This is a genomic window from Nonomuraea sp. NPDC050328, from assembly GCF_044459405.1.
Taxonomy (GTDB): domain Bacteria; phylum Actinomycetota; class Actinomycetes; order Streptosporangiales; family Streptosporangiaceae; genus Nonomuraea.
Window position 1 is genome coordinate 176,439 of record NZ_JBITIW010000008.1, and the last position, 12,324, is coordinate 188,762.

A 12,324-nucleotide genomic window follows, 5' to 3' on the forward strand; every position below is an offset into this window, starting at 1 on the left:
AACGGGTGATGGAAGGCGACCGGCCCGGGCTCAGCGGCCGGCGGATCCGGTCAGGCTCAGCCGGAGCCGGGCACGGGCCCGGTGCAGGTGGGACTTCATCGCGGCGTTGCTCAGCCCGAGCGACTCCGCGACCCGCCGGCCGGGATGGCCCAGGACGTCACGCATGATCAGCACGCGCCGCTGGACGTCCGGCAGTTCCCTGATCGCCTGGGCGACCAGTTCGGCCTCCATCCGCCGGATGACCTCGTCCTCGGCCGAGGTCGCCGCCCCCGCACCGAAGTCGGCGTCCCGCTCGAACAGCAGCCGCGCCCGGCGCAGGCACTCGTTGCGCACGATGCGGAACATCCACGACGCCAGCGCCCCGGTCGCCCGGAGCGTGCCGATCTTCCGGTACAGCGTGATCAGCGCTTCCTGCGCCGCGTCCTCGGCGTCCTGCGGGGTGGCGCACAGGTGCTCGGCGAAGCGCCGCACGTGGGAGTGGGCGCCGTGGATCACCGCGGTGATCGACTCCCGGTCGCCCGCCTGCGCGGCCTCGATGAGCTGCTCGCTCGCCCAGGCGCGGTCACTCACGCCCGTCCTCCAGCCGCTCGGCCCAGGCCCGTGCCGTGGCTTCTGCCATGCCTGTGTCCCCTTCCGTGTGACTATCACCCCATAAGAGGGCACCGCCGTACAAAAGGATTCACCTTCGCGGCAACCAATTTCGCCGGGCCCCCGTCATACGGGTTTCGGACCCGTGCAACCCGCTCCCGGGCTGGACGCATCCCCTGAGTGTGAAGCCATCCATCTGGGAGATCCATGAACGCTGACGAGGAGTACACCGCCTACGTGCGGGGCCGGTTGTCCTGGTTGCGGCGGATCGCCTACCCGTTGTGCCACGACTGGCACCGCGCCGACGACCTGGTCCAGACGACGATCACCCGGCTGTACGTCAAGTGGCGTCAGGCCCGGGCCGCCGACGACCTCGACGCCTATGTGCGCGTGATGCTGATCCGCGTCTTCCTCGCCGAGCAGCGCGGGGGCTGGTTCTCCCGGGTACGGCTGGCATCCGGCACCCCTCCCGACCCGGCGCTCCCTCGCTCGCCCGGCGCTTCCGGGGTGTCCGACTCCGGCGACCGGGACCTGGCCATGGACCTCACCCGAGCCCTCGCCGCCGTCCCACCCCGCCAGCGCGCCACCCTCGTCCTCCGCTTCCACTGCGACCTGAGCGTCGAGCAGACCGCCGCGGCGCTCGGCTGCTCCGCCGGAACCGTCAAGAGCCAGACCGCCCGCGGTCTCGCCACCCTGCGCTCGATGCTCGACGCCCCGCAGTCCCCTCTCGCCTGGACGGAGAAGCCGTGACGGATGTCAAGGAGCTGTTCGACTCGCTGGCCACCCGCGAGCAGCCGCCCACCTCGATCGACGTCGACCGCGCCATGGCGGAGGGACGTGCCGTGCGCCGCCGCCGTCGCGCCGCCCTGGCCGCCACCACCGCCGTCACCGCAGCCGCCGCTGTCCTCGCGACCCTCACCATCACTCCCGACCGCCCCACCCCTCGACCCGACGTCGCCGTCGCCGTCCCCTCCCCCTCCGCCACCCCCACCTACCGGGGCTTCGCGGAACTGAAGAAGAAGTACCCGCCCAAGGGCCGGATCGCCTCCGTGCCGCCCCTGCTCATGTGGGTGAGCCACAGCCCCCGCCCCGACCACCTCTTCCTCTGCAGCAGCGGCCCCACCGGAAGCTCCTGCTCCTCCTTCCCGCCCTTCACTGCCGAGGAGTACGCCAGGCGGCAGGGCAAGCTCCGTGTCGTGAACCTCTGGTTCGGCATCGCCAAGTCCGCCGTCCACGGCGTCACCGCCCACGCCAAGGACGGCCGCAAGTTCCCCGGCTCCCTCACCCGCGAGGTCAGCCCTGGCCTGGGATTGTGGGCGGTCGAGTATCCCCGGGACGTCGCCATGCGCAGCCTGGTCTTCACCGACGCCAAGGGCAAGGTCCTGCAGCGGATCCCGCTCTGACATTGGCCGCCAGTTGAGGAACTTGGACAATCACCTCCCGTGATGGGAATTCCCGGCTTCGAGCCGACGTTCCTGGTCGGCCTGGAAGCCGTCCGCGCCGACCATGGACCCGCTCCGGCGGCGCTCCTTGGCAGGCGTCTGACCGGCTTCGCCCTGGTCCGTTTCGTCGAGGACGGGGTCCGGCCGCTTCCGCATCGTCAACGCCTTGGACGAGAACGACATCGAGCTCGGCGACGCCGATCCCGAGTTCGCGCGGTACCCACTGGGCACGACCTGACCGGTCGGCCTCTCGGCTCAGAGACAGGCCCGCGCCTACCGATGGGGTCAGCAAGCGCCCCCGCCGCTGCCCAACGGTCCAGCCGCCTTCTATGGCAGAGCCCGGCGAACGCACAAATCGACTCGACCTCCGGCGACCGCCCCAGACTCGGGGAGCGCGAGGGGCCGGGAGGACCCTCGTAGAGGGGGGTGTGGGGGGACGCCGGAGGCGGCCCCCCACCAAGCGCTGCCCGAGCCCGAAGGGCGAGGACCTCGCTAGTAGAACTCGGACTGCGGTTCGGGGAGGGTGAGTTCGGCCGGGCCGGTCCAGGTGGAGCGGGCGGCGGCCGGAAGGTCGTTCTCGGTGGGCGGCGCGGTCAGGACCAGCGGGACGACGATCTTGCTACGAGCAAGGTCAACCGTGACAAGCGTCCCGGTGGGGTTCTCGGCCCGGGTGTAGGTGTTGTCGGTCCCCGCAAGGACCAGCCCGATCCGGTTGCCCTTCCGGAAGACGTACTCCTGCGGCAACGTCTCCCACCGCACCCGCACGGAGGTGCCGGGCGTCACCGGTGTGGAGACGGACAGGGAGTCCCGGTTGGAGGTGTCGATCCAGCCCCGCGCCACGATCTCCAGCGGCCGGGTGGCGACAGCCGTACCGAAGGTCTTGTAGCACCCGTCGTCGAGGGCCGAGGCGTCGCCGTGGCAGGACTCGGTGGCCTGCTGGACGATGCCCTGACCGGTGCGCCAGTCCACGCGCGGGGTCTCGCCGAAGTCGACGAGCAGGGCGGTCAGGTTGGCGGCGGGCTTGTCGAGGGTGACCCGCAGGTCGACCACGGGGGTGCCGGACAGGCGCAGGTCGAGGGGAAGCGGCCCGGTCGTGTAGGCGAGGCGGCCGGGCGCCGGGGTGCCGACGTCGGCGACCATGGCGGTCTCGCTGAGTCGCAGGTCGGTGAAGCTGCCGGTGGCGCCGGGGCGGGCGGGCAGCAGGCCGAGGGAGCCGTCGGCGGAGGGCCGCAGGGCGACGGGCAGGGCGTTGGGCGCGGGCCAGTCGCGCTGGGTGATCCAGCGGCCGGGGGCGAGCTGGACGTCGGCGCGCGGCTCGCGCAGGATGCCGTTGCGCACCCCGTGCAGCCAATAGTCGAACCAGCGGTGCAGCGTGTCCACCCAGATGTCGCGGCGGCCTTCGAAGTCGAACGGGTCGACGTGCTCGTACTGGCCGACCCAGACCTTGCGCGGGATGCCGCGCTGGGCGAGCGCGTCCCACCATTCCGACCAGGTGTCGGGCTTGACGTTGAGGTCGTTGACGGTGTGCACGGCGAAGACCGAGGCCCGCATCTTCGACAGGTCCGCGCGGTGGTCGCGAAGGGCCCAGAAGGGCGTGTAGTTGCCCGTCTCGTCGGCGTCCTCGGCGTTCATCCGGTCCCGCACGGCGGCGCATTTCACCGCCCCGTCGGTGTCCACCGCATTGGCCAGCCATCCGGCGTAGTTCAGGCTGTTGTAGAGCATGCCGTTGGAGCGCTGGTACTCGTACCACGAGCTGATCGCCGAGATGGGCACGATGGTCTCCAGCCCGCGCACGCCGGTGGCGGCGACCGCGTTGGCGAGGGTGCCGTCGTACGACTTGCCGATCATGGCGGCCTTGCCGGTGGTCCAGTCGGCGGCGACCGGGGTGCCGTCGGCGCGGAAGCCGGGGGCGCGGCCGTTGAGCCAGTCGATGACGGCCTTGCCGCCCAGCACGTCGGCCCGGCCGCCGGTGTCGGGGCAGCCGTCGGACTTGGTGGTGCCGAGCATGTCCACGTTGAGCACGGCGTAGCCGCGCGGCACGAAGTAGTTGTCGTAGAACAGCGGGAACTTCACCGGGTTCCCGGCCGCGTCGTACTCCTTGCGCTCCCGCTCGGGGCCGCGTCCGGAGTTGTCGTAGTAGGGGCTCTCGTCGATGATCACCGGGACCTTGAGCCCGGGCCCGGACTCCTTGGGCCGGATGATGTCGACGCGCACGCGGTCGAGGGCGCCGTCGGCGTCGCTGTCGATCGGCGCCTGCACGTAGACGTGCTCGCGGACGGCGTCGGCGTAGGAGAAGACGGGCTGGGTGCGGCCGTCGGCGACGGTGACGGCCGGGGTGGTGGCGGACGCCTGGGCGGGGGTGGTGATCGTCAGGGTGAGGACGACCGCGGCGAGGGCCGGGCGTAACTGTGGCACGCGTGACCTCCGGAAAGGGAGTGAAATACCACTCGCAATGTCTCAGAGATCACCCTTTGACGGAACCCCGCAGCACGCCGGAGATGACCCAGCGCTGGGCGAAGAGGTAGACGAGCAGGACCGGGGCCAGCGCCATCAGGTAGGAGGCGAAGGCGAGGGTGTGGTCGGTGTTGAACTGCGCCTGGAAGACGTACTGGACCAGCGGCAACGTCTGGGCGTCCGGGCTGGAGAGCACGACCAGCGGCAGCAGGAAGTCGTTCCAGGCCCACAGGAAGGTGAGGATGCCGACGGTGGCGTTCATCGGCGCGAGCAGCGGGAAGATCACGCGCCAGAACACCGTCCAGGTTCCGGCGCCGTCGACGCGGGCGGCCTCCTCCAGCGAGACCGGGATGGACCGGATGTAGCCGACGTAGAGGAAGATGTTGAAGGCCAGGCCGTACACCACGTAGAGCAGGATCAGTCCCGCCTGGTTGTCCATCCCGAGCAGCGAGGTCTGCTTGATCACCGGCAGCATGATGATCGGGAAGGGCACGAACAGCGCGGAGACGAAGTAGTAGTACAGCCCCTTGAACAGCCGACGCCGGAAGTTGCGCGCGATGGCGTAGGCGACCATCGAGTTGGTGAGCAGGGTGAGCGCCACCGCGCCGACGGTGATCAGCGCGCTGTTGAGCGCGGCCTTGGGGTAGTTCGTGAGTTCCCAGGCCTGCGCGAAGTTGCCCCAGGCGGGGCTGTCCGGCAGGTCGAATCCGGCGCCGGCGAGCTCGGCGGGGGTCTTGAGCGCGGTGACCACGGTGAAGTAGAGCGGCACGAGCACGGTCAGCGAGCCCGCGGCCATCAGGGCGGTCAGCCACCAGCGCGGCTTCACAGCGTCGCCTCCCTGCGTTGCAGGATCCTGAGCTGGACCAGCGAGACCAGCACGATCACCACGAAGTAGACGATCGCGTTGGCCGTCTGGTAGGCGTACTCCCCGCCCTGGAAGCCGCCGGTGTAGATGAGCAGCGACACCGAGGTGGTCGAGGTGCCGGGCCCGCCGTTGGTGAGGGCGACGATGTGGTCGAAGACCTGCAGGAAGTTCTTGAGCGAGAGCACCATGTTGATGGTGAAGAACGGCGCGATCAGGGGGAAGACCACCGACAGGAAGCGCCGCCAGGTGCCCGCGCCGTCGATCATCGCGGCTTCGTGCAGGTCGGCCGGGATGGTCTGCAGGCCCGCCAGGTAGATCACGATGTTGAAGGCGACCGCCTGCCACACCGCGACCAGGACGATGCCGATCCACGCCAGCGCGGGGTCGGCCAGGATGTTCGTGCCGCCGAAGACGGCCGGGACCGAGTTGGCGAACAGGTAGTTGAAGATGTAGCCGACGATCAGGATGGCCAGGACGTTCGGGATGAAGTAGATCCCGCGCAGCGCCGTCCTGAACCGGATGCGCGCGTTCAGCCCGACCGCCACCGCCAGCGCGAGCACGTTGGTCAGCACGGTCGCGACCAGCGCGAACTTGAAGGTGAACAGGTAGGCGTCGAGGATGCGGTCGTCCTTGACCAGGTTGAGGTAGTTGCGCAGGCCGACGAAGGCGTGCTCGCCGTACCCCGGGTAGTCGGTGAAGGAGTAGTAGAGCCCCTGCAGCACCGGCACGGTGTGGAAGAGCAGGAAGAGCACGAGCGCGGGTAAGACCATCCAGTAGTACGTCCTCATGAGCGGCGCTCCATGACCTTGTCGTACTCGCTGTCCAGTTCGGCCAGGAAGGCGCGCCGGTCGCCGTCGATCAGGAACTGCTGGATGATCCGCTCCAGCCCGACCGCCAGCGGGATCTGGTGGTCGGGGTAGCCGGTCAGCCGGCCCTCGGCGAAGAAGGGCATCACGCCCTGCAGGGCCGGGTCGTCGGGCGTGGCCTCGCGCAGCGGCGGCACGGCGACCTGTTCGCGGGCGTAGGCGCGCAGCACCTCGGGGCGCATCAGGTAGTCCACGAAGAGCGCGGCCTCCTTCGGCCGGCGCGGCTCGCGCGGCATGGTGATCGCCACGTCCACGCCCGCGACCAGCTTGTCGTGGGGGTTGAAGGTGCCGATCTCGAAGCGCGGCCCGGCCTTCCTGATCGCCGGGATGGCGTAGCTGCCCTGCAGGTACATGGCCGACCGGCCCTGGGCGAACTCGCGGTTGCCCTCGTCGTAGCCGCGCGAGAAGCGGTCGGGCTGGCCGTACCGGTAGAGCTCGGCCAGGCGCGCGGTCACCTCGCCGTAGGCCGCGCCGAAGCTGGTACGGCCGGCCGCCCGCCGCGCGAAGAAGTCGCCGGGCGCGAGGTTGGCGGCCAGCGCGTTGAAGGTGGGCAGCGCCGTCCAGGCGTCCTTGAGCGTGAGGTAGAACGGCGTGACCCCGGCGGCCTCGAACCGGCGGGCCGCCGCGAGCAGATCCGGCCACGAGGTGGGCGGGCGCACGCCGTGCGCGTCGAACAGGGACTTGTTGTAGATGATCCCGTTGGCGTTGCTGGCGAAGGGCAGCCCGTTGACCTCGCCGGGCCGGTGGGTGCCGAGGTCGTCGAGGATGCGCTGCACCGCCGGGTTGATCGCCTCGCGGGCCGGGTGGCGGGAGAAGTCGTGGAAGACCCCGGCCCGTGCCAGTTCCCCGAACACGCTCGACCCGTTGAGCGCCAGGACATCCGGCACATCCCCGCGCACCAGCCGGGCCCGCACCGCCGTCTCGGCGTTCGGCACGTGGTTCTGCACGACCCGGATGCCCGGGTGCTCCCGCTCGAACCCGGCGATGATCCGGTCGAAGACCTCGGTCCCCTCGGGCTTGAACTGGAAGAAGTCCAGGGTCACCCGGCCGTCCGCACCGCAGCCGGTCAGCAGGAGGGAGAGGGCGACCAGGGCTGCGGTACGGCGGGGCATGCCACCCCGCTGCCCAGCGATTCGCCGGCTATGACGAGGGCTCAGCTGACCTCGCGAAACGAGGCCGGGAACAGCTCCGCACCCGGCCGCCGGAGGTGGTCACGCTCGGAGTAGGCGGCCTTCATCCGGTCGAAGTAGTCCTGGGCCCGCTCCCGCATCGCGCTTTCGTCCACGCCCGGGATCACCCGGTCGCGCATGACGACGCGCCCGTCGATGACCACGGTGGTGACGTCGGCGCCGCCGCAGTTCATCAGCAGGGTGCGGATCGGGTCGTCCACCGGCCCGACGCGGGGCCCGGACAGGTCCACCACCGTCAGGTCCGCCTTGGCGCCCGGCGCCAGCCGGCCGAGGTCGTCGCGGCCCAGCGCCCGCGCGCCGCCCAGGGTGGCCGCCCGGTAGTAGTCGGCCGCCGAGCCGGCGTCGAGCCGCCCGGTGACCAGCTTGGCCAGGTTGTTGCCGTAGTCCATGTTGCGGATCATGTCCGGCGGGAAGGAGTCGGTGCCCAGCGCCACGTTGACCCCCGCCGCGCGGTAGGCGTCGAAGTCGTGCAGCGCGTCGCCGTAGCGCACCGAGGTCAGCGGGCAGTGCGCGATCCCGGCCAGCGCGGCGAGCCGGCCGACCTGGCCGGGGTCGAGGTAGCGGGCGTGCGGGACGATCAGCCTCGGGCCGAGCAGTCCGGCCTCCTCCAGCACCTCCAGCGGGTGCTTGCCGTACCAGCGGGACAGCAGGGCCAGCTCGGTCTCGCCCTGCATGCAGTGCAGGCGCACCAGGCAGTCGAGCTCGGCGGCGGCCTCGGCGGTGGCGCGCAGCAGGCCGGGGGTGAGCGTCTCGATGCGGCAGGGCAGCAGGACGCCGCGCAGCCGCCCGTCGTGGGCGCCGTCGAAGTCGCGGGCGAAGCGGATCGCGTCGGCCAGGCCGCGCTCGCCGAGCTCGGGTTCCCAGAGCACGTCGCGGCTGCCGTCCGCGCGCAGCACGGGCACGCCGGAGCGGTAGGAGGGGCCGAGGTACATGCGCAGGCCGAGCCGCCCGGCGATCTCGGCGACGCCGGCGAACTCCTCGTAGGACTCGGCCCAGGCGCTGTGCGTCTCGGCGGCGATGGGCATCGCGGTGGTGATGCCGTTGCGGATGAGCTGGGTGAGCGCGTACTCGCGCATGAAGAGCGTGTCGTGCGGCGGGAAGACCGCGTGCCGCCGCGCGAAGTAGTCCTCCGACCAGGCCAGGCCGCCGGCGGTGCCGGGGCCGTGCCAGGTGTCGAGGATGGCGTGGTCGATGTCGGCCAGCGCGTCGAGGTCGATGAAGCCCGGCCCCACCAGGGCCAGGCCGGCGTCGATCACCTCGTCGACTGGCCCGTCGTACGGCCCGCCGGCGTGGACGACGGTGTCGCCGGAGTAGACGACGCAGCCGTCGCGGTGGATGACGTGGTCGGTGCCGTCGAAGCCGACGACATGGGAGGCTTTGATGAGGGTGCTCACGGTATACCACTATCGCAGGTCGGCCACCCGGTAGGTTCCGGCGTGCTCGCCGTACACGATGAGGTTGTCCTCGTAGGAGTGCCTGGCGTGGTCGTACCGGCCGCCGCAGGTCACCAGCCGGATGGCGGGCGCGGCCGAGCCGGCGAAGACCTTGTGCACCGGGAAGGCGGCCTTGCCGATCTGCTCGGTGCCGGTGGCGCGGAAGACCGCGACCCGGTCGTCGGAGCGCAGGACGGCCAGGGTGTCGCCGGGTTTGACCTGGCGCAGCCTGGCGAAGACGGCCGGTCCTGTCTTGGTGTCCAGGTGGCCGACCAGCACGCTCGCGCCCGGCTGGCCGGGCACCGGGCTCTGCCGGTCCCAGCCGGCCAGATTGGCCTCGCCCAGCGGCGGGGCCTGGAGCCGGCCCTTGTCGCCGCTGTTCACGGCGAGCACCGGGGCGTCCACCTTGACCGCGGGCACCAGCACCCGCAGCGGCCGGACCAGCCGCGACCCGCCCGGAGCCGGCGACGGCCAGCCACGCGCCTGCACCGTGGCCGGCAGCGTCAGCGCCGGTGCCCGCCCGGCCGGCTTGCACCCACCCAGCCCGAGCACCAGCACCGCGACACCCGCCGTCGCCAGCACCACCCGCTCAGCCAGAATCCCCGGGACCGTTCGCTCAGCCACGTCCGCGGGCGCGGCGGCGGACCACGATCACCGACCCGGCGGCGGCTCCGGCCAGCAGGAGCAGGGCCCCGCCGCCGGCCAGCAGCGCGCCGGGCACGCCGGCGGGCTCGGCGCTGGTCGCGGCATTGGTCGCGGTGGCGGTGTCCCGCGCGGTGAGCGCCAGGCCGCCGCCTCCGGTGTCCGGCCCCCAGCCGCCGACCACGATCAGCGTCCCGGAGTCGACGTAGGAGCCGCCGTCGCAGGAGACCTCCACGTCGTACCGGCCGGGCTCGGCGTCCCAGTCGATGTCGGCGCGCCCGACCGCCACGTCACCGCGGTCCCGCAGCACCACGCCCTCCTCCTCGAACGCCTCGGACTCGGCGATCAGCTCGGCGACGCCGCACTCGTCGTCGCCGCATCCGCTGTCGCCGCACTCGTCATCGCCGCACTCGGAGTCGCCGCAGTCGGGGCCGAAGTCGTAGTCGACGGTGATGCGCACGCTGTCGCCCGGTTCGACCTTGTAAGGAGAGATGTCCACGTCCGCCGCCGCCGGTCCCGCCACGCCGGCGACCAGGACCGCCGCGGTGACCACCGCACGGTAGAGAAAGCCCATGCCGGGCTTCTACCCGGCCCCACCGGTCACTCCCGTCCCGCCAACGGCAAATCTTCACCGAGAGTGATCAAGCATTCACCCCTCGTCCAGCGCATCGGCTCGCACCAGTCCGCCGGCCAGGTGGTCGAGCTCCCCCGCCGCCAGCCGGACCACCGCGGTGGCCGCCGCCTCCGGGCCGGCCCGCCGCGCGGTCACCGAGGCGACCAGGCCGGGCAGCCAGAGCTTGGCCTCCTCCGACTCGGCGAAGCGGCGCCCGAGCCGGGTGTCGACCGTGCCGGGGAACAGCTCGAAGACCCGCACGCCGCTCTTGCCGACCTCCTCGTCGACGCTGCGCGCCAGGAAGCTCAGCCCCTGCTTGGCCACGCCGTAGGCGGTGAGGTACGGCCCGCCGCCGCCGGCCAGGTAGACCACCCGGCCCTGCCCGCGCTCGGTCATGTACGGCAGCGCCTCGCGGGTGAACTGCATGGCCGAGCGCAGGTTGACCTCCACGTCGCGCCACCACTGCGCCGGGTCGGTGAGGCTCAGCGGCCCGACCGCGCCCAGCCGCCCGGCGGCGCAGACCAGCAGGTCGAGCCGCCCGTGCAGCCGGATGGCGCGTCCCACCGCGGCGCGGGCGTGCCCGGGGTCGGCCGCGTCGCCGACCAGGGCGACGCCGCGGGCGAACTCGGCGGTCTCCTCCACCTCGTCCCGGGTGCGGGCGGTGACCAGCACCTTGGCTCCGGCCCCGGCCAGCGCCAGGGCCATCGCGCGGCCGATCCCCCGGCCCGCGCCGACGACGAGGGCGACCTGTTCCGCGAGCCGACGATCCGTCACCGACCTACCTCCATGAGGGCAAGATAGCGCCAGATATCACCATCAGGGCTGAAAACGGTGGTTCAGGCGGCATCGTGGCGGAAGCCGGGGAGCCCCTGCTCGGCGAGGGTTCTGGTGAGGACGCGCAGGGCCCGGTGCAACGCCATGTCGTCCAGGTGCCCGTAGCCGAGCACGAGCCCGTTGCGCGGCCGGGCGTCGCAGTAGCGGTCCAGCGTCGCGACCTGGACGTTGCGCTCGCGCAGCAGCCCGGCGAAGCGCTCGGCCGGGAGGTCCTCGGGCAGCAGGAGGGTCACGGAGGAGCCGCCGTCGGCCCCGGCCAGCCGTACGCCGGGCCGGCCGGCCAGCGCGTGCCGTACCAGCGTGCGCTTGGCCGCGTACAGCGCCGACAGCCGGTCGATGCGCCGGGCGACGCAGCCGGTGGCCAGCAGGTCGGCCAGCGCGCGCTGGGCGAGGAAGGCGGGCTGTTCGCCGGCCGCCGCGATCTGCGCACGGATGAGCGGGGCCAGCCGGCGCGGGACGAGCAGGTAGGCCATCGGCAGGGCGTTGGTGAGCAGGGCGCCGAAGGTCCCGATCATCGCGGTGCGGCCGGGGTCGCCGAGGCTGAGGATGCTCGGCTCGGGGCCGAGCGAGGCGTCGGCGTGCCCGTCGAAGCCGGGTTCGAGGACCAGGCAGCCGTGCTCGGCCAGCGCCCGGCGGCGCTCGCGCGACATCCGCACGCCCAGCGGATCGTTGCGCTCGGGCATGACGACGGCCACGTCGCAGTCCTCCGGGATCAGGCCGACCTGGGCGCCGTCGCGGTCCACCGGCAGCGGCAGCACGCGGGCGTGCCGGCGGGCGGCGGCCCGGACCGGCGGCGGGGCCGGGTCCTCGACCGCGACCAGGCGGGCGCCGGCCGCGCTGAGCAGGAGCTGGAGCGCGTGGCCGTAGCCGAGGGTGATGATCACCTCGTGCCCGTCCGTGACCAGGCCGCGCGAGTCGCGCAGGTGGCCGGCCACGGCGGCGCGCAGCTCGGGCAGGCCTGCGGCGGGCAGGTCCTCGACCGGCGGCGCGTGGTGGCTGGCCCGTCGCCAGGCCGCGCGCCAGGCGGCCAGCGGGAAGCCCTCCGGGCTCGGCCGGTCGGGTTCGAGGCTGATGAGCGGCAGTTCGTCCGGCTCGTGGACCGCGCCCGGACCGGTGCTCGCCGCGCGCCGGGCGACGTAGGTCCCCGAGCCCGTTCTGCCGGTCACGTACCCGGCGGCGTGGAGCCGCTCGTAAGCCGTCACCACGACGCCGCGCGAGACCCGCAGGATCCCGGCCAGCGTCCGCGTGGACGGCATGCGGGTCCCCTGTCCCAGCCGTCCGGCGTCGATGGCCTCGCGAAGCTGTGCGGCGAGCTGGTCCTGCAGCGGCCGATCCCCCTCGCGGTCCAGATGGATCGGTACCAGAAGCCTCCTTGGGCTGCGCATGTCGTCTTCCCC

The 12,324-nt window shown here is 72.2% G+C and carries 12 protein-coding genes; 2 read left to right on the plus strand and 10 right to left on the minus strand.

The window, feature by feature from the left end:
- Positions 1–30 precede the first annotated feature (30 nt).
- On the minus strand, positions 31–570 hold the full coding sequence (locus tag ACIBG7_RS28400) for an RNA polymerase sigma factor (protein ID WP_357921650.1): 540 nt from the start codon (positions 568–570) through the stop codon (positions 31–33).
- Between the two features lie 225 nt (positions 571–795).
- On the opposite strand from ACIBG7_RS28400, the gene ACIBG7_RS28405 reads away from it, so the two are divergent.
- Together ACIBG7_RS28405 and ACIBG7_RS28410 are read left to right on the plus strand one after the other, a co-directional pair.
- Positions 796–1,338, plus strand: a complete 543-nt coding sequence (locus ACIBG7_RS28405; RefSeq protein ID WP_357921652.1) for a SigE family RNA polymerase sigma factor — start codon at positions 796–798, stop codon at positions 1,336–1,338.
- Entirely contained in the window at positions 1,335–1,991 is a 657-nt protein-coding gene (locus tag ACIBG7_RS28410) for a hypothetical protein (protein ID WP_397338219.1), read from the plus strand. Before ACIBG7_RS28405 ends, ACIBG7_RS28410 begins: the two co-directional genes overlap by 4 nt.
- Positions 1,992–2,522: 531 nt before the next feature.
- On the opposite strand, the gene ACIBG7_RS28415 is transcribed toward ACIBG7_RS28410, so the two are convergent.
- The 9 genes from ACIBG7_RS28415 to ACIBG7_RS28455 all read right to left on the minus strand — a co-directional run bounded on the left by ACIBG7_RS28415 (position 2,523) and on the right by ACIBG7_RS28455 (position 12,312).
- Positions 2,523–4,445: a Xaa-Pro dipeptidyl-peptidase gene (locus ACIBG7_RS28415; RefSeq protein ID WP_357921657.1), complete on the minus strand. Its 1,923-nt coding sequence runs from the start codon at positions 4,443–4,445 to the stop codon at positions 2,523–2,525.
- Positions 4,446–4,494: 49 nt separating this feature from the next.
- Entirely contained in the window at positions 4,495–5,310 is an 816-nt protein-coding gene (locus ACIBG7_RS28420) for a carbohydrate ABC transporter permease (RefSeq protein ID WP_397338220.1), read from the minus strand.
- The gene (locus tag ACIBG7_RS28425) at positions 5,307–6,137 is read right to left on the minus strand and encodes a carbohydrate ABC transporter permease (protein WP_397338221.1); all 831 of its coding nucleotides are present in this window, start codon (positions 6,135–6,137) and stop codon (positions 5,307–5,309) included. The genes ACIBG7_RS28420 and ACIBG7_RS28425 overlap by 4 nt, the downstream gene beginning before the upstream one ends.
- The gene (locus tag ACIBG7_RS28430) at positions 6,134–7,327 is read right to left on the minus strand and encodes an ABC transporter substrate-binding protein (RefSeq protein ID WP_397338222.1); all 1,194 of its coding nucleotides are present in this window, start codon (positions 7,325–7,327) and stop codon (positions 6,134–6,136) included. Before ACIBG7_RS28430 ends, ACIBG7_RS28425 begins: the two co-directional genes overlap by 4 nt.
- A gap of 41 nt (positions 7,328–7,368) precedes the next feature.
- Positions 7,369–8,799 (minus strand): amidohydrolase family protein, encoded by a 1,431-nt coding sequence (locus tag ACIBG7_RS28435; protein ID WP_397338223.1) that lies wholly within the window; start codon positions 8,797–8,799, stop codon positions 7,369–7,371.
- A 9-nt stretch (positions 8,800–8,808) separates the two neighbouring features.
- Positions 8,809–9,462, minus strand: a complete 654-nt coding sequence (locus ACIBG7_RS28440; protein ID WP_397338224.1) for a class F sortase — start codon at positions 9,460–9,462, stop codon at positions 8,809–8,811.
- Positions 9,455–10,054 carry a hypothetical protein gene (locus ACIBG7_RS28445; protein ID WP_397338225.1) on the minus strand — a complete coding sequence of 200 codons (600 nt, stop codon included), beginning with the start codon at positions 10,052–10,054 and terminating at the stop codon, positions 9,455–9,457. Before ACIBG7_RS28445 ends, ACIBG7_RS28440 begins: the two co-directional genes overlap by 8 nt.
- Before the next feature lie 75 nt (positions 10,055–10,129).
- Positions 10,130–10,867 (minus strand): SDR family oxidoreductase, encoded by a 738-nt coding sequence (locus tag ACIBG7_RS28450; protein WP_357921678.1) that lies wholly within the window; start codon positions 10,865–10,867, stop codon positions 10,130–10,132.
- Positions 10,868–10,929: 62 nt separating this feature from the next.
- Positions 10,930–12,312, minus strand: a complete 1,383-nt coding sequence (locus ACIBG7_RS28455; RefSeq protein WP_397338226.1) for a PLP-dependent aminotransferase family protein — start codon at positions 12,310–12,312, stop codon at positions 10,930–10,932.
- Positions 12,313–12,324 lie beyond the last annotated feature (12 nt).

Bases quoted from the DNA above. Each gene is read 5' to 3' on its own strand.
- ACIBG7_RS28430 (WP_397338222.1), bottom strand. From the start codon at position 7,327: ATGCCCCGCCGTACCGCAGCCCTGGTCGCCCTCTCCCTCCTGCTGACC.
- ACIBG7_RS28425 (WP_397338221.1), bottom strand. From the start codon at position 6,137: ATGAGGACGTACTACTGGATGGTCTTACCCGCGCTCGTGCTCTTCCTG.
- ACIBG7_RS28405 (WP_357921652.1), top strand. From the start codon at position 796: ATGAACGCTGACGAGGAGTACACCGCCTACGTGCGGGGCCGGTTGTCC.
- ACIBG7_RS28455 (WP_397338226.1), bottom strand. From the start codon at position 12,312: ATGCGCAGCCCAAGGAGGCTTCTGGTACCGATCCATCTGGACCGCGAG.
- ACIBG7_RS28445 (WP_397338225.1), bottom strand. From the start codon at position 10,054: ATGGGCTTTCTCTACCGTGCGGTGGTCACCGCGGCGGTCCTGGTCGCC.